Source organism: Lelliottia nimipressuralis, assembly GCF_004402045.1.
In the GTDB taxonomy this organism is placed as follows: Bacteria; Pseudomonadota; Gammaproteobacteria; order Enterobacterales; family Enterobacteriaceae; genus Enterobacter; species Enterobacter chinensis.
The window spans coordinates 1-20,486 of sequence record NZ_SOMG01000021.1 but is presented as its reverse complement, the minus strand read 5'-3'; the positions used below and the strand labels follow the sequence as shown (position 1 = coordinate 20,486).

Below are 20,486 nucleotides of genomic sequence, written 5' to 3'. Positions count from 1 at the left end.
TTTTTTATTTCTGCAACATTGAACTGTAACCAAAGGCAACGCACACTAGAGAATTGATGTTAACTGCGAGTGCCGCATGTCTGTTTCACGCTTCAAATTTTCCGTTAAACCGCAGGAAGCCATCCTGATTCTCATCACCATGTTCTGGGGTGGGACGTTTTTGGCCGTCCAGTACGCGGTGACCCTCAGCGATCCGTTCTTTTTTGTTGGCCTGCGCTTTGCGACGGCGGCGATTGTCGTGGGGCTTTTCTCACTTAACACGCTGCGGGGTCTGACGCTCAAAGAGCTGAAGGCCGGCGTGGCGATTGGGGTGGCGATAGCGATGGGCTACAGCCTGCAGACCTGGGGATTGCAGACTATTTCCAGCAGCAAATCTGCGTTTATCACCGCCATGTATGTGCCTCTGGTGCCGCTGCTGCAATGGCTGTGTCTGGGGCGGCTCCCGGGGCTGATGTCCTGCATCGGTATTGTGCTGGCGTTTATCGGCCTGATCCTGCTGGCCGGGCCGGAAAACAACCTGCTGGCGCTGGGGCCGGGCGAGATCATTACCCTGATCGGGGCGATTGCCATTGCGGCGGAAATTATTCTGATTAGCGCCTGGGCGGGCAAGGTGGACGTCAAGCGTGTGACGGTGGTGCAGCTCGCCACGGCGTCGCTGGTGGCGTTTGCGACGATGGTGCCGGCAGGGGAGTCCGTGCCGCCGATGTCCACCGGCCTGATCGTGGTCGCGCTGGGGCTGGGCATCTTTAGCGCCATTATTCAGGTCACCATGAACTGGGCGCAGCGCAGCGTGTCGCCGACGCGGGCGACGGTGATCTACACCGGTGAGCCGGTCTGGGCAGGGATTTTTGGACGACTCGCCGGCGAGCGTTTGCCGCTGCTGGCCCTGGTGGGCGCGGCATTTATTGTCGCCGGGGTGCTGGTGAGCGAGCTGAAGCTCAAGCGGAAGAAAAACGCGCTGCCAGAAGATGACAGCGCGACGTTAAATCACGAATCCTGATGCACCACCTCGCCCTGCTGCGCGGTCGCTTCCCGGCGGCTCAGCAGGGCGTTAAGCAGGATTGCTCCAAAGGTTGCCGTACCAATCCCGCCAATCGTAAATCCGCCCAGCGTCAGGGCGAAATCGCCTGCGCCGAGCACCAGCGTGACCGCCACCATAATCAGGTTGCTGTTCTGGCTGAGATCGACGCGGTGCTGCACCCAGATGCGCGCCCCGGCCACGGCGATCAGACCAAACACCACAATCGATGCCCCGCCGATAACCGGCGACGGAATGGTGTGGATCAGCGCGCCGAATTTCGGTGAGAAACCGAGCAGCATCGCCATCACGGCCGCCGCCACGAACACCAACGTCGAGTAGACCTTGGTCACCGCCATCACGCCGATATTTTCGGCATAGGTGGTGACGCCGCTGCCGCCCACGGAGCCCGAGAGCATGGTCGCCAGACCGTCACCGACAAACGCGCGGCCCATGTACGGGTCCATACTGCGCCCGGTCATCCCCGCCACGGCCTTCAGGTGGCCCAGGTTCTCCGCCACCAGGATTACCGCGACAGGCGCGATAAGCATCATCGCCTGGGTGTTGAAGGTGGGGGAGGTGATCTTCGGCAGGCCGAACCAGGCAGCCTGATGAAGCAGCGTAAAATCAACCGGCTTGCCGAGGCCAAAAACGTTCGCCAGTAGGGCATAAACCAGACAGGCAACAATCAGCCCGACCAGAATCAGCAGCCGCTGGATCATCCCCCGCGTAAACACCGCCACCAGGCCGATGCACAGCACGGTGATCACCGCCATCCAGCTTTCAAACGGCGAGGCGGAGACGCTCCTGACCGCAATCGGCGCGAGGTTCAGGCCTATCGCCATCACCACGGCGCCGGTCACGACCGGGGGCATCATGCGCTCTATCCAGCGCGTGCCAATTTTCATCACCACCAGACCAATCAGGGTATACACCAGACCACAGGCGATGATGCCGCCGAGGGCCACGCTCAGGTTGGGGTTGATCCCCTGTCCGTTAAAACCGGTGGTGGCGATGACCACCCCCACGAAGGCGGCGCTGGATCCGAGATAGCTCGGCACGCGCCCGCCGGTGACAAAAAAGAACAGCAGCGTGCCGATACCCGACATCAGAATCGAGAGGTTGGGATCCAGGCCCATCAGCATCGGCATCAGCACCGTGGCGCCAAACATGGCGACCGCGTGCTGGACGCCCATGACCAGGGTTTGCCCGAGCGGGAGCCGTTCATCCGGCGCGACCACGCCTGTTTCTGTGGAGGTCGATTTCAACTGCCAGTGGGGAAATCCGAACATGGTCTGTCTCCTTAAGGCGGGTTAACAGGCGGGTCGCATAAGTGCGTGGTAGCCACGGTCAAACCACACCAGCCCTTGCGGCGCCGGGTGGCGAATAATCGAAACGATGTCGCAAAACAGAATGTCATGGGTACCGACGCTGACCACCTGGCTGATGCGGCAGTCAAACGAGGCCAGCGCATCCTCCAGGCGCGGGCAGCCCGTGTCGCCCGTCTGCCAGCGGGCGGCGGCGAAGCGTTCTTCCATCGGCGTTTTGCCGCCAAACAGGTTAGAGAGCGGCTCCTGCCCGGCGCTGAGGGTATTCACGCACAGCGTGCGGTTTTCGCTAAACGTCGGCCAGACGGACGCGCCGCGGTTCAGGCACACCAGCAGGGTGGGCGGTGAATCGGTGACGCTGCAAACCGCGCTGGCGGTGAAGCCTGCCAGCCCCGCCGGGCCGTCGGTGGTGATGATGTTGACCGCCGCGCCAACGCAGGCCATGGCATCGCGAAAGGTTTGTTTATCCGGTGTCATCACTAACCTCCTTACGCCAGCCCGCAGGCATCGTCGAAGTCCAGACGCGGCAGGCGCCCGTACAGTTTGTTGGTATCGCCGTAGCCAATGTTGATCAGCAAATTGCTTTTAAGCGTTGTGCCGGTGAAAAAGGCGTCGTCAACTTTTTGTCGGTCAAAGCCCGACATCGGGCCGGTGTCCAGCCCCAGGGCGCGACAGGCGAAAATCAGGTAGGCGGCCTGCATTGAGCTGTTGCGAAAGGCGGTCTCTTCGGCATGCGCGGGGCTGGTGGTAAACCAGCTTCTGGCATCGCCGTGCGGGAACAGCGCGGGCAGGCGCTCGTAGAACTCGCTATCCCAGGCCACGATGGCCGTGACCGGGGCCGTGAGCGTTTTCTCCAGATTGCCGCTGGAGAGCGCAGGGCGCAGCTTCTCTTTTCCCTCCGCGCTTCGCACAAACACAATCCGCGCCGGGGAACAGTTGGCGGAGGTTGGCCCCCATTTCATCAGGTCGTAGATCTCGCGCAGCGTGTCGTCGCTGACCGGCAGATCCTGCCAGCCGTTATGGGTGCGTGCGCCGGTAAACAGCGTCTCCAGCGCGGTGGGATTAATGGCTTCGCTCATTACAGCTCCTTATAAAGCGGGTTCATGGCTGTGCAGCAGGCTGGCAAGCCCGTTCAGCAGCAGGGTGTTAAAGGTGTCCGGCTCGGTGACGTTGCAGGCATGCCCGCCCTGGCGCATCACCGCGCTGCGGCTGTGCGGGATCGCGTCCTGCAGCTCAGTCGAGCAGACAGAGGGCACCAGCATGTCGTCGGCGGAACAGATAATCTGTACCGGGCAGCGGATGCGCGCGGCATGGCGGCTGAAGTCGGCCTTTTTCAGGGCGCTGAGCCTGTGCAGCAGGTTGGTTTTTCCCTGGAAATGGGCCAGCGCCAGCGCCTCTTCTGCCTCCAGGCGGGGGGCGCGGGCGGCCATCCAGTCTGCCGGGTAGAGAAACAGCGGCTGCGCCTCAACCCACGCCTGCGGGCCACCGGAATGCAGCAGGCGCTCGCGGATCTGAAAGCAGCGGCGGGTGTGGGCGTTAAGGGTCAGCCAGCCGTTGACGCACACCAGCGCGGTGAGGGCATCAGGCCTGTCGAGGGCCAGCTGCAGGCCAACCAGCGCCCCCAGCGCATGGCCCACGACGCTGTAGCGGGTAATCCCGGCATCCGCCAGCGCCCGGGCCAGTTCGTCCGCCATCTGGGCAAGGCTGTAACCCTCCGGCAGGGTGTCGGGGTTATTCCCCGTCCCCCGCTGGTCATAACAGACCACCTGATACTCCTGCTCCAGCGCGGCCAGCTGGGGCAGCCAGTAGCTGCCGCTGCCGCCGAGACCGGCAATGAGGACTACCGCGGGCGCACCCTCATACGGGGGCGGTGAGACGGAGAGTTTCATGGCCGCCTCACTTCGCGATGTGCGCAACGGTGGCGATCTCAACCAGCGCCTCCGGCTTCACCAGCCCGCACTGAATGCAGAACCGCGCCGGTTTATCGCCGGGGAAAAACTCCGCGTAGATTTCGTTAATCGCGGCGTAGTTTTTCCAGTCGGTGATAAAGATGCTGTTGAAGGTCACATCCTCCATGGTGCCACCCGCTGTTTCGATCACGGTTTTGATCGTCTCCAGCACGTGGCGGGTTTGCGCCTTTGGGTCGTTGATAAACACCACGTTGTTGTCTTTGTCGAACGGCAGCGTGCCGGAGACATACACCACGCCGTCGGCGAGCGTGCCGGGGACAAACGGGGCGATGGGGGTGCTGGTGCCCGGCGGAATAATCACGGATTTCGGCATCGTATGTCTCCTCAGGCGATACGGGCGAGCGGGGGAGTCAGGGCGTCGCAGAAATCGGCAACGCTGCTGACCCAGCCAAAAAAGGTTTCGATATTGAACAGGGCCGCTTTCTGGGCGAATTCCGGCCCGGCCTGATGGGTGGCGTCTTCCAGCACCACGCCGAAATACTCCAGGAAGAAGCCGTCGCGCAGGGTCGACTCCACGCAGACGTTGGTGGCGATGCCGGTGAATACCAGATGGCGAATGCCCCGGCTGCGCAGCAGGCTGTCGAGCGGGGTGTTGAAAAAGCCGCTGTAGCGCGGTTTGGGCAGGACAATATCGCCCGCCTGCGGGACCAGCTCATCCACCAGCTGATAGTCCCAGCCGCCTTTCGCCAGCAGCTTGCCCTGCAGTTCGGGCCGCTTGCGCATGGTTTTCAGGGCGTTCGACTTGTGGAAGTTGGGCGAGCCGGGGCCGCCTGCCTCGACGTACTGGTCATCCCAGCCGTTCTGGAACCATATAATGAGCATGCCGGCGGCGCGTGCGGCGGCCACGGCGGTTTTGATGTTCTCAATCACCGGCCGGGTGGCGGAGACGTCGAACCCAGCCAGATCCAGATAACCGCCCTGGCTGGCGTAGGCGTTTTGCATGTCCACCACGATCAGCGCGCTTTGCTCTGGCGCAAAGGTAATGGCTTCCGGGCGAGCGTTAAGAGTCGTCATTACGCCACCTCCTTCGTAACGGCAGGGATGTGGGTGCGGCACTGCATCAGCGGCTGGATGCGCTCGCCGAAGGTTTCCACGCCGGTGAGGAAATCATCGAAGGTCAGCAGGACGCCTTCCGCGCCGGGAACGGCCGCCACTTCGTCGAGCATTCTGGCGACGCTGGCGTACGAGCCGACCAGCGTGCCCATATTGATATTGACGGCGGAGGTCGGGTCGGCCATCTGGCGGACGTTAGTGTCCGCGCCGGAGCGGGTATCCTTCTGGCTCTGCTCGGTAAGCCAGCTCAGTGCCTCCTCGTCGGCGCCGTCCTTATAGCGTTCCCATTTGGCGCGTGCGGCGTCGTCGGTCTCGTCGGCGATCACCATAAACAGCACGTAGGAGCCCACGTCGCGCCCGGTTTTGTCGGCGGCCTCTTTCATCCGCGCGGCGGTGGGAGCGAAGGCGGCAGGCGTGTTAACGCCTTTACCGAAGCAGAAGTTGAAGTCGGCGTATTTTGCCGAGAATTCCATACCCGCGTCGCTCTGCCCGGCGCAAATCACCTTCATGGGGACCGAAGGCTGCGGGCTGACGCGGCAGTCGTTCATGGTGAAGAAGTCACCTTTGAAATCGCTCTGGCCGGTACCCCACAGGTCGCGCAGGACCTGCACGTATTCGGTCAGGTAGTCGTAGCGGCGAGAGAAGTAATCGTCCCCTGGCCAGAGCCCCATCTGCTCGTACTCCGGCTTTTGCCAGCCGGTGACCAGGTTGACGCCAAAGCGCCCGCCGGAGATGGAGTCGATGGTCGAGGCCATGCGCGCCACGATGGCCGGGGGCAGGGTGAGCGTGGCGGCGGTGGCGTAAATCTGTATACGCGAGGTAACCGCGGCCAGCCCGGCCATCAGGGTGAAGGACTCCAGGTTATGATCCCAGAATTCGGTTTTGCCACCAAAGCCGCGCAGCTTGATCATCGAGAGCGCAAAGTCGAAATGGTAGTGCTCCGCTTTTTGCACAATGGCTTTATTCAGCTCAAAGGTGGGCATGTATTGTGGGGCGGTGGTCGAGATAAGCCAGCCGTTGTTGCCGATGGGTACAAATACGCCAATTTTCATCACGAACCTCTCTTCACTACATTGCAGGTGAATACGTTTTTGCAAAGGCAGTGCCACTTTTGAAAATGGTAGTGTTATTAATGTGTTAATCAGAAGTTGGTGAGTTGATGCGCGTGAAAGTGGACTAAATGGTCAAAAACATTGCACAGAAAACAGGCACTCATGCGCGATAGGAGTGCAGGATGTCGTGGCGAGACGGGGGTTTTGCTATGCTGAGGACAACGCAGAATAAGGAGAGCGGGAATGACACAAGGCGCAGTGAAAACACCAGGTAAACGTTCGCAGGCGGTGAGTGCCAAGAAGCAGGCGATCCTCAGCGCGGCGCTGGAGACCTTTTCGCAGTTTGGGATTCACGGCACGCGCCTGGAGCAGGTAGCGGAGCAGTCCGGGGTATCCAAAACCAATCTGCTCTACTATTACCCGTCAAAAGAGGCGCTCTATATCGCGGTGATGCAGCAGATCCTCGATATCTGGCTGGCGCCCCTCAAAGCGTTTCGCGAAGAGCTGGCCCCGCTGGTGGCGATCAAAGAGTACATTCGCCTGAAGCTTGAGGTATCGCGCGATTACCCGCAGGCATCAAGGCTCTTCTGTCTGGAGATGCTGCAGGGCGCACCGCTGTTGCAGGCGGAACTGACGGGGGATTTGAAACAGCTGGTGGACGATAAGTCGGCCATTATTGCCGGATGGGTTGCCAGCGGAAAACTGGCCCCGGTCGACCCGCATCATCTGATCTTTATGATTTGGGCCTCCACCCAGCATTACGCTGACTTTGCGGCCCAGGTTGAGGCGGTGACCGGTAAAACGCTCCAGGACGAGGCGTTTTTCCACAGCACTCTGGAAAACGTGCAGCGGATGATTATCGAAGGGATCCGCCTGCGTTAGTTTCCCGGCGGGAGAGGGCAGCTTAAGTCGCCCTCTTCACACTGCATCAGCGAGGCCAGAAACGCTTCACGCTCTGCGGTTTTCTCCGTCAGGCACTGGTTAACAATCATTGGCTGAACGCTGCCACCTTCCGTACCCGAACCGATAAACGCGCAGTCCGCATCGCGCAGGGTAATCCACGCCTGCTGCGCCTTTTTCAGCAGTTCGCGCTGAGGAGTTGCCGCACGCTTGATGGCGGCCTGATACGTCTGGTTGAGCTTTTTATCGGTAGTCTGGTACTGCTGCGCGCTACAGGTATTCAGTTCAAGCTGGGTGGTCGCTTTGTCGCACTCGTCGGCCAGCGCGCTGGCGCTGAGCAGCAGTGCGGCACCTGCGAGAAATACTCTTTTCATCATTCCCTCCGTGTAAAAAAGCCGGATGCGCTGCGCTTATCCGGCCTGTGGTTCTTTTGTAGCCCCGGTAAGCGTAGCGTCACCGGGGAAAGTTTACACGATTAACCGATGGTCATCAGGCTGGCGTTACCACCTGCCGCCGCGGTATTGACGCTGAGGGAGCGCTCAACGTACAGGCGCTCCAGCAGCAGGTTGGTTTCACCGCGGGCGAAGCCCTGCACGGAAACGATGGCACCGCTGCGGGCCGCCACCTGCTCGCACAGTTCGCGCAGCTGGTCGGAATCACCGTGGTAGATCACCGCATCAAACGGCTGCGTCAGCAGCGCATCGGCTTTCGCGAAGTGAATGCGGGACGAGACCGCTTTCGGCAGCTGTTTGGCGAGATCGCGATGCAGCGCATCTTCCGGCCACAGCACTTCACAACCGGTTGCCATAGCTGCGGCCAGCTGTACCAGCGCATCCTGCTCGTTATCCGCCACGCACAGCACGCGCTCGCGCGGCATCAGCGTCCAGGTGTTGCGCTCGCCGGTTGGACCCGGCAGCAGACGCTGCGTACCGGCCTGCGCCAGCTCGCCGTACTGCTGTGCAACGGCACGCAGTTCAGGACGTTTTTCCGCCCATGTGATGAGGGCTTCCAGCGGCTGCGTCAGCACGGTTTTCAGCTGCGTATCCACCGGATACTCCGCGTCCTGGCGCGCCAGGGTGACGCCCAGGGCGTTCTCCGGACGGTTCGCCAGCAGACGGTACAGGTAGAGCGGACCGCCCGCTTTCGGACCGGTGCCGGAGAGCCCTTCGCCGCCGAACGGCTGCACGCCCACGACCGCGCCGACCATGTTGCGGTTAACGTACAGGTTGCCGACTTTGGCGCTGCCGGTCACCTGCGCGATAGTCTCGTCGATACGGGTGTGCACGCCGAGCGTCAGGCCATAGCCGGAGGCGTTAATCTGCTCAACCAACTCGTTCAGGTTGTTACGGTTGTAGCGCACCACGTGGAGCACCGGGCCGAAGACCTCTTTTTTCAGCTCGTCGAAGCTTGCCAGCTCAATCAGCGTTGGCGGCACAAAGGTACCTGTCCGCCATTCGCGGGTATCTTCGCTGTTTTCACGCACCGCCTGGAATACCGGACGGCCTTTCGCGCGCATGGCCTGAATGTGGTTTTCGATGTTGGCTTTGGCTTCCGCGTCGATCACCGGTCCGATGTCGGTGGTGAGACGGCCCGGGTTGCCCATGCGGCATTCGGCCATCGCGCCGCGCAGCATCTTCAGCGTGTGGTCCGCCACGTCGTCCTGCAGGCACAGCACGCGCAGGGCGGAGCAGCGCTGGCCGGCGCTGTCAAAGGCGGAGGCCAGCACGTCGACCACCACCTGCTCGGTGAGCGCGGAGGAGTCAACGATCATGGCGTTCATGCCGCCGGTTTCCGCGATGAGCGGCGTAGGACGACCCTGTGCATCCAGGCGGGTGGCAATGTTGCGCTGCAGCAGAGACGCCACTTCGGTCGAGCCGGTAAACATCACGCCGCGCACGCGGTTATCGGAAGTCAGCTTAGCGCCGACGGTTTCACCGCGGCCCGGCAGCAGCTGAACCACGCCCGCCGGCACGCCGGCTTCCAGAAGAATGTTGATGCCCTGCGCGGCAATCAGCGGGGTCTGCTCTGCCGGTTTTGCCAGCACGCTGTTGCCTGCGGCAAGGGCGGCGGCAATCTGGCCGGTGAAGATCGCCAGCGGGAAGTTCCACGGGCTGATACAGACGACCGGACCCAGCGGACGGTGGGTCTCGTTATCGAAATCATCGCGTACCTGGCCCGCGTAGTAATGCAGGAAGTCGACGGCCTCGCGCACTTCGGCGATGGCGTTGCTGAAGGTTTTGCCCGCTTCGCGTACAAGAATGCCGATGAACGACTGCATCTGATCTTCCATCAGCACTGCGGCGCGTTCAAGAATGGCGGCACGCTCCTGCGGCGGCGTGGCGAACCAGATTGGCGCGTTGTTCACCGCGCTGTCCAGCGCCCGATCCACTTCTGCTTCGGTGGCTTCACGCACGTAGCCGACGATGTCTTTTGGCTCTGCCGGGTTAATGACCGGCTGCATTTCGCCGTCAGCAACGGACTGTTCCAGGATCGGTTTGGCCTGCCATTTCTGCAATGCGCTGTTGAGCAGGGCAGAGGAGAGCGACGCCAGACGGTGTTCGTTGGCGAGGTCCAGACCCGCCGAGTTGACGCGGCCTGCGCCATACAGCTCGCGCGGCAGGGCAATTTTCGGATGCGGCAGGCCAATCTGGCCTTCCTGCGCCGCCATCTTCTCAACGGCCAGCACCGGGTCGGCCACCAGCTCGTCGAGCGGCAGGGTGGTGTCGGCGATGCGGTTAACGAAGGAGGTGTTCGCGCCGTTCTCCAGCAGACGACGCACCAGGTACGCCAGCAGGGTTTCGTGGGTGCCCACCGGGGCGTAAATACGACATGGGCGGTTCAGCTTGCCGTCCGCCACTTTACCGGTCACCTGCTCGTACAGTGGTTCGCCCATGCCGTGCAGGCACTGGAACTCGTACTGGCCCGGATAGTAGTTCTGCCCGGCCAGGCTGTAGATCGCCGCCAGGGTGTGGGCGTTGTGGGTAGCGAACTGCGGATAGATCAGGTTCGGCACGCCAAGCAGCTTTTTCGCACAGGCGAGGTAAGAGACGTCGGTGTAAACCTTGCGGGTATACACCGGATAGCCTTCCAGCCCTTCCATCTGGGCGCGTTTGATTTCGCTGTCCCAGTAGGCGCCTTTCACCAGACGGATCATCAGGCGGCGACGGCTGCGGCTGGCCAGGTCAATCAGGTAATCAATGACGAACGGGCAGCGCTTCTGGTAGGCCTGGATAACGAAGCCAATGCCGTTCCAGCCCGCCAGCTCCGGCTCGAAGCACAGTTTTTCCAGCAGATCGAGGGAGATCTCCAGGCGGTCGGCCTCTTCGGCGTCGATGTTGATGCCAATGTCATACTGGCGCGCCAGCAGGGTCAGGGACTTCAGGCGCGGGTAGAGCTCTTCCATCACCCGGTCGTACTGCGCGCGGCTGTAGCGCGGGTGCAGGGCGGAGAGCTTAATGGAGATGCCTGGGCCTTCATAAATACCGCGACCGTTAGACGCTTTACCGATGGCGTGGATCGCCTGCTGGTAAGAGACCATGTAGGCCTGCGCGTCGGCGGCGGTCAGCGCCGCTTCGCCCAGCATGTCGTACGAGTAGCGGAAACCTTTATCTTCCAGCTTGCGGGCGTTCGCCAGCGCTTCGGCAATGGTTTCCCCGGTCACAAACTGCTCGCCCATCAGGCGCATCGCCATGTCCACGCCTTTGCGGATCAGCGGCTCGCCGCTTTTACCGATAATGCGGTTCAGGGAGCGGGAGAGGTTGGCTTCGTTATGGGTCGAGACCAGCCTGCCGGTAAACAGCAGACCCCAGGTCGCGGCGTTAACGAACAGCGACGGGCTGCGGCCAATGTGTGAATGCCAGTTGCCGTTGCTGATCTTGTCGCGGATCAGCGCATCGCGGGTGGCTTTATCCGGAATACGCAGCAGCGCTTCCGCCAGACACATCAGCGCTACGCCTTCCTGTGAAGAGAGGGAAAACTCCTGCAGCAACCCCTGAACCATGCCGGCACGGCCGGTCGCGGTTTTCTGGTTACGCAGTTTGTCAGCAAGCTGGTACGCCAGGCTGTGCGCCTGGGCGGCAATCGCCTCGGGCAGGCGGGCCTGCTCCAGCAGCATCGGCACGGCGTCGGTTTCGGCGCGGCGGTATGCGCCGGTAATGGCGGCACGGCTGACGGACTGCGGCAGGATCTGCTCGGCGAATTCGAGGAACGGCTGATGGTTCTCGTCGCCTGCGGCAGGTGCTTCCTCGCTTTCATTGGCCGCGCCGGCCAGCAGGGCAGGCAGCTCTGGCAGGTCCTCATCGCTCTCAAGTCTTTCGAGATAGTTAAAAATCGCCTGCTTAATTAACCAGTGCGGCGTGCGGTCAATGCGGGTTGCTGCGGTCTTAATCCGTTCGCGGGTTGCGTCATCCAGCTTAACCCCCATGGTGGTCATACCCATGCCAAAGCTCCTGTTGTGCTTTCATCTTGTTTGGTCGTTAGCGTGAAATATCCACCATGTTGCAACTTTGTGCAACCGTGTTAAATGTGACCTGGTTTGCAACCCCGAAAATGAATGGGTTGTTAACGAATGGTTAGCTGGAAAAACGCGCTGGCTTTTGTGCGGGAAGCCTGTTTTTATGCGGGAGTTAACACTTTTAAAAGGTGCAACCCGCAAAAGCGTGAGCGAGTGCAACCTATAGGAAACTCGTATCAAACCAGGGATGAAATTGATGTAAATGCAGTGTTAAATCGTTTGTCAGCGGAAGGCGCATACGGCAGGATAGCGCGCCCAACCGAAACACAAGATACATTCACCTCGTTCCGGTGATCATATAACAAGGCAACCCGGACGGTTGTCGCTCGACATTTTTGGAGAATTTGAATGGCAATTAGCACACCGATGCTGGTGACATTTCTCGTTTATATTTTTGGCATGATCCTGATAGGGTTTTTGGCGTGGCGGTCAACGAAAAACTTTGACGACTACATTCTGGGCGGACGCAGCTTAGGCCCGATGGTCACCGCACTCTCTGCGGGTGCATCGGACATGAGCGGCTGGCTGCTGATGGGTCTGCCGGGCGCGATTTTCATCTCCGGTATCTCGGAAAGCTGGATCGCCATCGGCCTGACCGTGGGTGCGTGGATCAACTGGAAGCTGGTGGCGGGCCGCCTGCGCGTGCATACCGAGGCCAACAATAACGCCCTGACGCTGCCGGATTACTTCACCGGACGCTTTGAAGATAACAGCCGCATCCTGCGCATTATCTCTGCGGTGGTTATCCTGCTGTTCTTTACCATCTACTGTGCCTCCGGCATTGTGGCCGGCGCGCGCCTGTTCGAAAGCACCTTCGGCATGAGCTACGAAACCGCCCTGTGGGCCGGTGCGGCGGCGACCATCCTGTATACCTTCGTGGGTGGTTTCCTGGCCGTCAGCTGGACCGACACCGTGCAGGCGAGCCTGATGATCTTCGCCCTGATCCTGACCCCGGTGATTGTGATTTTCACCGTTGGCGGCTTTGCCGATTCTCTGGAAGTGATTAAGCAGAAGAGCATTGAAAACGTCGACATGCTGAAAGGGCTGAACTTTGTCGCCATCGTATCGCTGATGGGTTGGGGTCTGGGCTACTTCGGTCAGCCGCATATCCTGGCACGCTTTATGGCCGCGGATTCTCACCACACCATCGTTCATGCCCGTCGCATCAGCATGACGTGGATGATCCTCTGTCTGGCAGGGGCGTGTGCGGTAGGCTTCTTCGGTATTGCTTACTTCAATAACAACCCGGCGCAGGCCGGTGCGGTCAACCAGAACGCCGAACGCGTGTTTATCGAGCTGGCGCAGATTCTGTTTAACCCGTGGATCGCCGGTATTCTGCTCTCCGCAATCCTGGCAGCGGTAATGTCCACTCTGAGCTGCCAGCTGCTGGTCTGCTCCAGTGCGATCACCGAAGACCTCTACAAAGCCTTCCTGCGCAAGAATGCGAGCCAGAAAGAGCTGGTGTGGGTAGGGCGCTTTATGGTGCTGGTGGTGGCGCTGATTGCCATCGCGCTGGCGGCCAACCCGGAAAACCGCGTGCTGGGCCTCGTGAGCTACGCGTGGGCGGGCTTCGGCGCGGCATTTGGTCCGGTGGTCCTGTTCTCCGTCATGTGGTCACGTATGACCCGTAACGGCGCGCTGGCGGGGATGATTATCGGTGCAGTGACCGTTATCGTCTGGAAACAGTTCGCCTGGCTGGGCCTGTACGAAATCATTCCTGGCTTCATCTTCGGCAGTATCGGCATCGTGGTCTTCAGCCTGCTGGGTAAAGCGCCGTCTGCCTCCATGCAGAAACGCTTTGCTGAAGCAGATGCGCATTACCATTCTGCACCGCCGTCTAAGCTGCAGCCTGAGTAATTTTCCTCACGGAACACCGTAGGCCGGGTAAGCGCAAGCGCACCCGGCTTTTTTCTTGCCAAAATCCGTATTTTCCTGTGATATCCATGTGCTTATAACAATGAGGATAGCGAAGCATGACAATCAAAACAGGGTTAATGGCGGCGGCATTATTGATGCTGGCTGGCTGTAATGCGCCATCGCAACACGCGGCGGTGGAGACTTGCAAAGCGGATAACCAGATGCAGCAGACCACGCTCTATTTCGGACTGAATCGTCCGGCCGGGGCGCAGATTACCGGCAACGAATGGCAGCAGTTTGTTGACCAGGACGTGACGCCACGTTTTCGCGATGGCTTAACGGTATTTGATGCCCGCGGCCAGTGGCTGGGGAACGACGGAAAAGTGGCGCGTGAGCCCAGCAAGGCGCTGATGCTGATCCACGGTAAAGATGCGCAGAGCGAGAAGAATATCGAAGCGTTGCGTGGGATTTATAAATCACGCTTCGCCCAGGAGTCGGTAATGCGTGTCGACCAGCCGGTGTGCGTGCAGTTTTAATAAAAACGGCGGGATAACCCGCCGTTTTTGTATCGTAGGCCCGCGCAAGCGAAGCGCCGCCGGGCACAAACGGCACAAAACTTACAGCACCAATCCCGCAAAGCTCGCCGACAGCAGGCTCACCAGCGTCGCGCCGTACACCAGACGCAGACCAAACCGCGATACCACGTTCCCCTGCTGTTCGTTCAGGCCCTTAATCGCCCCGGCCACAATGCCGATTGACGCGAAGTTCGCGAATGACACCAGGAAGACAGATAAAATGCCCATCCCGCGCGGGGACATCTGATGCGCTATTTTTTGCAGCTCAATCATCGCCACAAATTCATTCGCCACCAGTTTGGTTGCCATAATGCTGCCCGCGTTTAAGGCATCGCTCAGCGGAATCCCCACCAGCCACGCCAGAGGATAAAATACATAGCCCAGGATCTGCTGGAAGCTCATGCCAAATACGCTGGAGAACAGGGCGTTAACGGCGCTAATAAGGGCAATAAAGCCAATCAGCATCGCCAGAATAATCATCGCCACTTTAAAACCGGCCAGAATATACTCGCCGAGCATCTCGAAGAAGCTCTGCGATTCATGCAGTTTTTCAAGCCGGATATCCGGCTCCGCTTCCGGGCGCGCCGGGTTGATGACGGAGAGAATAATAAAGGTGCTGAACATGTTCAGAATCAGCGCCGCGACGACAAATTTGGCGTCGAGCATGGTCATATACGCGCCGACAATCGACAGGGAGACCGTCGACATCGCCGTGGCTGCCATGGTGAACAGACGGCGAGAGGAGAGATCGCCCAGCACGCCTTTGTAGGCAATGAAGTTTTCTGACTGGCCGAGGATCAGCGAACTCACCGCGTTAAAGGATTCCAGCTTGCCCATACCGTTCAGTTTTGACAGCAGCGTGCCAATCACCCGAATAAAAATCGGCAGGATCCGCCAGTGCTGAAGAATACCAATCAGCGCGGAAATAAAAATAATCGGGCAAAGCACGCCGAGGAAAATGAACGCCAGCCCTTTTTCTCCCATTCCGCCAAAGACGAAATTGGTGCCTTCACCGGCAAATTTAAGCAGTGATTCAAAAAATCCCGAGACGTATTTAATCACGAATAACCCGCTTTCGGCGTGCAGGAAAAAGAACGCCAGAGCAATTTCTATGACAATCAGCTGTAAAACAAAACGAATGCGAATTTTTCGGCGGTCGAAACTCACTAGCCAGGCAAGCGCAAGAATAATGACCAGCGCCAGCAGGAAATGGACAATTTTAAACATAATTAATTTTCACCAGGTGTTTGAGGCGGATATTTAGCCACAGCCCTGAATCAGCGTAAATGGGCATTTTCGTTATAACTTATAAACTTGAACGTTACGCACGTAACTATTATCAGGCTGGGCGTTTACAACTCGTCATCAAAACACCACACATTTCGCTTGTGTTTCTTTCCGCCGTAATGATAATCACTATCACAAGAATTTACCTTTCTTTGCATCAGTTGACCGCGATAAACATTTAAGGTGTCGGCATGTTTGTTCCATTTCTCATTATGTTACGTGAAGGGCTCGAAGCCGCCCTCATCGTTAGCCTCATCGCCAGTTACCTGAAGCGAACCCAGCGCGGACGCTGGATTGGCGTCATGTGGGTCGGTGTATTCCTTGCCGCGGCGCTCTGTCTGGGCCTGGGGGTTCTCATCAACGAAACCACCGGGGAGTTCCCGCAGAAAGAGCAGGAGCTGTTTGAGGGGATCGTCGCCGTGATTGCGGTAGTGATCCTCACCTGGATGGTGTTCTGGATGCGTAAAGTCTCGCGTAACGTGAAGGTGCAGCTGGAGCAGGCGGTGGATAACGCGCTGCAAAAGGGCAATAACCACGGCTGGGCGCTCATTATGATGGTCTTTTTCGCCGTGGCGCGTGAAGGGCTGGAGTCGGTTTTCTTCCTGCTGGCGGCGTTTCAGCAGGATGTGGGGATCTGGCCTCCGCTGGGTGCGGTGCTGGGTCTTGCCACCGCGGTGGTGCTTGGTTTCCTGCTCTACTGGGGCGGTATTCGCCTGAACCTGGGTGCCTTCTTCAAGTGGACCAGCCTGTTTATTCTGCTGGTGGCGGCGGGTCTGGCGGCGGGGGCGATTCGCGCCTTCCATGAAGCGGGCCTGTGGAACCATTTCCAGGACGTGGCGTTCGACCTCAGCAACGTCCTCTCCACGCACTCACTGACCGGCACCCTGCTCGAAGGTATCTTCGGCTATCAGGAAACGCCGAGCGTCAGCGAAGTGGCAATGTACTTTATTTATCTGGTTCCGGCGCTGGTGCTGTTCGCCATGCCGCCGCGTACTGGCTCGCAGGCGTCGCGCGTTACGCCATAATTTTTGTTTTAGTTACAACATACTTTTAAAGGGAAGAGTCATGGCAATTCAGTTCCGTCGTAGTGCGTTATGCGCAGGCATTGCCGCGCTGTTCGCTTCCGCATTCTCCGCCTGGGGCGCGGATGTTCCTCAGGTTAAAGTGACCGTCAATGATAAGCAGTGTGAGCCGATGACCCTCACGGTGAACAGCGGCAAAACCCAGTTCATTATTCAGAACCACAGCCAGAAAGCGCTGGAATGGGAGATCCTGAAAGGGGTTCTGGTGGTGGAGGAGCGCGAAAACATCGCCCCTGGATTCAGCCAGAAGATGACCGCCAACCTGCAGCCGGGCGAGTATGAGATGACCTGCGGCCTGCTGACCAACCCCAAAGGGAAGCTGATCGTCAAAGGTGAAGCAACAGCCGATGCGGCGAAAGGCGCTGCGGTGCTGAGCCTGGGTGATGCCATTACCGCGTATAAAGCGTATGTCACGAAAGAGACGGCGGACCTGGCGGCAGCAACAAAAGCCTATACCGATGCGGTGAAAGCCGGTGACATCGAAAAAGCGAAATCCCTCTATGCGCCAACCCGCCAGCACTACGAGCGTATCGAGCCGATTGCCGAGCTGTTCTCTGACCTTGATGGCAGCATTGATGCCCGCGAAGATGATTTCGAGCAGAAAGCCGCCGATCCGAAATTCACCGGTTTCCACCGTCTGGAGAAAGCCCTGTTTGGCGATAATTCTGCCAAAGGGATGGAGAAATATGCCGATCGGCTGAACAGCGACGTGCTGGAGCTGCAAAAGCGCATCAGCGAGCTGGCCTTCCCGCCGTCAAAAGTGGTGGGCGGCGCGGCCGGTCTGATTGAAGAAGTGGCCGCGAGCAAAATCAGCGGCGAAGAGGATCGCTACAGCCATACCGACCTGTGGGACTTCCAGGCTAACGTCGATGGAGCGCAGAAAATTGTTAACCTGCTGCGTCCTCAACTGCAGAAAGAGAACGGTGAACTGCTGGCCAAGGTGGATGCGAACTTCAAAAAAGTCGACACCATTCTGGCGAAGTACCGTACCAAAGACGGGTTTGAAACCTACGACAAGCTGACCGAGGCCGACCGTAACGCGCTGAAAGGCCCGATTACCGCCCTGGCGGAAGATCTCTCTCTGCTGCGCGGCGTACTGGGTCTGGACTAAGCACGATGAATAAGCATAGCGAGAACGACGTGGTTGAGCCTTCACGTCGTCGATTGTTAAAAGGGGTGGGGGCGCTGGGAGGTGCCCTTGCGCTGGCTGGCGGGTGTCCGGTAGCCCATGCGGCGAAACCGCAAAGCGCGCCCGGCACGCTGTCACCCAATGCCCGCATGGAGACGCAGCCGTTTTATGGCGAACATCAGTCGGGCATTCTGACGCCGCAGCAGGCGTCGATGATGCTGGTGGCCTTCGATTCACTGGCCAGTGATAAAGCCGATCTGGAGCGCCTGTTCCGCCTGCTGACGACGCGCATCGCGTTTCTCACGGCCGGCGGACCGGCGCCCGATACGCCGAACCCGCGTCTGCCGCCTATGGACTCCGGCATTCTGGGGCCGTTTATCGCCCCGGATAACCTGACCATTACCGTTTCGCTGGGTGAATCGCTGTTTGATGCACGCTATGGGCTGGCAAAACAGAAGCCGAAAGCGCTGCAGAAAATGACGCGTTTCCCGAACGATTCACTGGACGCGGCGCTGTGCCACGGCGACCTGCTCCTGCAGATTTGCGCCAATACCCAGGACACGGTGATCCACGCCCTGCGCGATATCATCAAGCACACGCCGGATCTGCTGAGCGTGCGCTGGAAGCGGGAAGGGTTTATCTCGGACCATGCCGCCCGCAGTAAAGGGAAAGAGACGCCGGTGAACCTGCTGGGCTTTAAGGACGGTACCGCCAACCCGGACAGCCACAACGGTGAGCTCATGAAGGAGGTGGTGTGGGTCACTGCCGAACAGGGCGAACCGGCATGGGCGGTGGGGGGAAGCTATCAGGCGGTGCGGATTATTCAGTTCCACGTCGAGTTCTGGGACCGCACGCCGCTCAAAGAGCAGCAGACGATCTTCGGGCGTGATAAGCAAAGCGGCGCGCCGCTCGGCATGAAGAATGAGCATGATGTGCCCGATTACGCCCGCGATCCAAATGGCGACGTGATTGCGCTGGACAGCCATATTCGTCTGGCCAATCCGCGTACCAAAGAGACGCAGTCCAGCCTGATGATGCGCCGCGGATACAGCTACTCCCTCGGCGTGACCAACGCCGGCCAGCTCGATATGGGGCTGCTGTTTGTCTGCTACCAGCACGATCTGGAAAAGGGCTTCCTGACCGTGCAGAAGCGCTTAAACGGCGAAGCGCTGGAAGAGTATATTAAACCTATCGGCGGCGGCTATTTCTTTGCCCTGCCAGGCGCGCGCGACAGCAACGCGTATCTCGCTCAGGGTCTTATTGAAGCCTGATAATCGTCCCCGCAACCGTTCGCGGGGACATTATTTTTTCATATGACTATCCTGCTGTTATATTTCTGTAATATTTCTATATGAGACTGATTTCAACTGTAGGGACAGTCTTAAAAGTTGCACTCAGGTAAAATAAATGTTGCATTTATGATAACTCCTGATGTACTTAAGATAAGACAGCGGTAGTTCCCGGCAGTGATGCTGAATCACTATGGAGATCGCGAATGGTTGCGTCCTGTACTGGACAAGGTAAACATAACAACCGCAGCACCCGGCGCGGAGGCTCAGACTCCGGCAGCGATTTCCTCACCACTAAATTCTCCCCCCTCCCTCAAGAATCTGATTCGACCGACGTGCAGAACAGTGCGCGTAGCTGTTCCGTATCGTCATCCGATAAAGCAAGCAATGGCTTACAAGGAAGCCAACCCTCTGATGTTCGTGCGCATAATCGTGCCGAAGCTGGCGCGTGTGATGAATACCAACAACTCAAGGTGCTATCCATGGGAAGACAAAAAGCAGTGATCAAAGCTCGTCGCGAAGCAAAACGTGTGCTGAGACGGGATTCACGTAGCCATAAACAGCGTGAAGAAGAATCGGTCACCTCGCTTGTGCAGATGAGTGGCGTAGAAGCAATTGGCATGGCCCGAGACAGCCGTGATAATTCTCCAATTGTGGCGCGCAATGAGGCTCAGGCGCACTACCTGAATGCTATCGAGAGTAAACAGCTCATCTTTGCAACCGGTGAAGCCGGATGCGGGAAAACCTGGATTAGTGCGGCTAAAGCGGCGGAAGCGCTGATCCATAAGGACGTGGAGAGAATCATTGTTACCCGTCCGGTACTGCAGGCTGATGAAGATCTCGGTTTCTTGCCCGGCGATATTTCGGAGAAGTTTGCCCCGTACTTCAGGCCCGTCTATGACGTCCTGGTAAAACGTCTGGGCGCATCCTTTATGCAGTACTGCCTGCGACCAGAGATTGGCAAGGTGGAAATCGCGCCGTTCGCCTATATGCGCGGACGTACATTTGAAAATGCGGTCGTCATTCTTGACGAGGCTCAGAACGTGACCGCTGCGCAAATGAAGATGTTTTTAACGCGCCTCGGGGAGAACGTGACGGTTATCGTTAACGGCGATATCACCCAGTGCGACCTGCCGTCCGGCGTGAAATCCGGGCTGAGCGACGCGATGTCACGTTTTGAGGAAGATGAGATGATTGGGGTGGTACGCTTCACAAAAGATGACTGCGTGCGTTCGGCGCTCTGCCAGCGGACGTTGCAAGCGTATTATTGAGATTGCGGTTGTGTTCAAGGCCCGGGAAACCGGGCTTTGTTTTTTGTGCGGGCTTTTTGTCGGGTGGGGGGGGGGGGGGGGGCCCCCCCCAAAAAAAAACCCGCGGGGGGGGACCGCCCCCCCCCCCCCCAAAAAAGCCGGGGGGGGGGGGGGTGGTGACGC

General features: G+C 59.0%; 18 protein-coding genes. 8 read left to right on the top strand and 10 right to left on the bottom strand.

Annotated features, from left to right (window positions below; all coding sequences use genetic code 11):
• Positions 1-76: 76 nt before the first annotated feature.
• Entirely contained in the window at positions 77-1,000 is a 924-nt protein-coding gene (locus E3U32_RS13095; RefSeq protein ID WP_134349129.1) for a DMT family transporter, read from the top strand.
• Here E3U32_RS13095 and rutG read toward each other — a convergent pair.
• The 7 genes from rutG to rutA are packed head-to-tail and all read right to left on the bottom strand — an operon-like array spanning position 988 to position 6,421.
• Positions 988-2,310, bottom strand: a complete 1,323-nt coding sequence (rutG, locus tag E3U32_RS13090) for a pyrimidine utilization transport protein G (RefSeq protein WP_134349128.1) — start codon at positions 2,308-2,310, stop codon at positions 988-990. The two genes, E3U32_RS13095 and rutG, sit on opposite strands and share 13 nt — an antisense overlap.
• Positions 2,311-2,331: 21 nt before the next feature.
• Positions 2,332-2,823, bottom strand: coding sequence for an NADH-dependent FMN reductase RutF (gene rutF, locus E3U32_RS13085; RefSeq protein ID WP_435659345.1), 492 nt, complete (start codon positions 2,821-2,823; stop codon positions 2,332-2,334).
• A gap of 11 nt (positions 2,824-2,834) precedes the next feature.
• Positions 2,835-3,425: a malonic semialdehyde reductase gene (locus E3U32_RS13080; protein ID WP_134349126.1), complete on the bottom strand. Its 591-nt coding sequence runs from the start codon at positions 3,423-3,425 to the stop codon at positions 2,835-2,837.
• Between the two features lie 9 nt (positions 3,426-3,434).
• A complete protein-coding gene (rutD, locus tag E3U32_RS13075) occupies positions 3,435-4,235 on the bottom strand; it encodes a pyrimidine utilization protein D (RefSeq protein ID WP_134349125.1) in 801 nt (266 codons plus the stop codon).
• A gap of 7 nt (positions 4,236-4,242) precedes the next feature.
• A complete protein-coding gene (gene rutC / locus E3U32_RS13070; protein WP_010429508.1) occupies positions 4,243-4,629 on the bottom strand; it encodes a pyrimidine utilization protein C in 387 nt (128 codons plus the stop codon).
• An 11-nt stretch (positions 4,630-4,640) separates the two neighbouring features.
• Entirely contained in the window at positions 4,641-5,330 is a 690-nt protein-coding gene (gene rutB, locus E3U32_RS13065) for a pyrimidine utilization protein B (protein WP_134349124.1), read from the bottom strand.
• Positions 5,330-6,421: a pyrimidine utilization protein A gene (gene rutA, locus E3U32_RS13060; protein WP_134349123.1), complete on the bottom strand. Its 1,092-nt coding sequence runs from the start codon at positions 6,419-6,421 to the stop codon at positions 5,330-5,332. Before rutA ends, rutB begins: the two co-directional genes overlap by 1 nt.
• Positions 6,422-6,664: 243 nt before the next feature.
• On the opposite strand from rutA, the gene rutR reads away from it, so the two are divergent.
• Entirely contained in the window at positions 6,665-7,303 is a 639-nt protein-coding gene (gene rutR / locus E3U32_RS13055; RefSeq protein WP_134349122.1) for an HTH-type transcriptional regulator RutR, read from the top strand.
• On the opposite strand, the gene E3U32_RS13050 is transcribed toward rutR, so the two are convergent.
• Together E3U32_RS13050 and putA are read right to left on the bottom strand one after the other, a co-directional pair.
• The gene (locus tag E3U32_RS13050; RefSeq protein WP_134349387.1) at positions 7,300-7,695 is read right to left on the bottom strand and encodes a lysozyme inhibitor LprI family protein; all 396 of its coding nucleotides are present in this window, start codon (positions 7,693-7,695) and stop codon (positions 7,300-7,302) included. The genes rutR and E3U32_RS13050 overlap by 4 nt on opposite strands.
• Positions 7,696-7,796: 101 nt before the next feature.
• Complete coding sequence (gene putA / locus E3U32_RS13045; RefSeq protein ID WP_134349121.1) at positions 7,797-11,759, bottom strand: trifunctional transcriptional regulator/proline dehydrogenase/L-glutamate gamma-semialdehyde dehydrogenase; 3,963 nt, start codon at positions 11,757-11,759, stop codon at positions 7,797-7,799.
• Positions 11,760-12,182: 423 nt separating this feature from the next.
• Between putA and putP the strand changes: the two genes are divergently transcribed.
• Positions 12,183-13,691 (top strand): sodium/proline symporter PutP, encoded by a 1,509-nt coding sequence (putP, locus tag E3U32_RS13040; protein ID WP_134349120.1) that lies wholly within the window; start codon positions 12,183-12,185, stop codon positions 13,689-13,691.
• Between the two features lie 116 nt (positions 13,692-13,807).
• Complete coding sequence (locus tag E3U32_RS13035; RefSeq protein WP_032658073.1) at positions 13,808-14,227, top strand: DUF3574 domain-containing protein; 420 nt, start codon at positions 13,808-13,810, stop codon at positions 14,225-14,227.
• 81 nt (positions 14,228-14,308) lie between these two features.
• Here the strand turns inward: E3U32_RS13035 and E3U32_RS13030 are convergent, their stop codons facing one another.
• A complete protein-coding gene (locus E3U32_RS13030) occupies positions 14,309-15,493 on the bottom strand; it encodes a NupC/NupG family nucleoside CNT transporter (protein WP_134349119.1) in 1,185 nt (394 codons plus the stop codon).
• Positions 15,494-15,744: 251 nt separating this feature from the next.
• On the opposite strand from E3U32_RS13030, the gene efeU reads away from it, so the two are divergent.
• The 4 genes from efeU to phoH all read left to right on the top strand — a co-directional run bounded on the left by efeU (position 15,745) and on the right by phoH (position 20,324).
• Positions 15,745-16,578, top strand: a complete 834-nt coding sequence (efeU, locus tag E3U32_RS13020; RefSeq protein WP_134349117.1) for an iron uptake transporter permease EfeU — start codon at positions 15,745-15,747, stop codon at positions 16,576-16,578.
• 40 nt (positions 16,579-16,618) lie between these two features.
• On the top strand, positions 16,619-17,746 hold the full coding sequence (efeO, locus tag E3U32_RS13015) for an iron uptake system protein EfeO (protein ID WP_134349116.1): 1,128 nt from the start codon (positions 16,619-16,621) through the stop codon (positions 17,744-17,746).
• A gap of 5 nt (positions 17,747-17,751) precedes the next feature.
• Positions 17,752-19,035 carry an iron uptake transporter deferrochelatase/peroxidase subunit gene (gene efeB / locus E3U32_RS13010; RefSeq protein ID WP_134349115.1) on the top strand — a complete coding sequence of 428 codons (1,284 nt, stop codon included), beginning with the start codon at positions 17,752-17,754 and terminating at the stop codon, positions 19,033-19,035.
• A gap of 500 nt (positions 19,036-19,535) precedes the next feature.
• Complete coding sequence (gene phoH, locus E3U32_RS13005) at positions 19,536-20,324, top strand: phosphate starvation-inducible protein PhoH (protein ID WP_008503509.1); 789 nt, start codon at positions 19,536-19,538, stop codon at positions 20,322-20,324.
• Positions 20,325-20,486 lie beyond the last annotated feature (162 nt).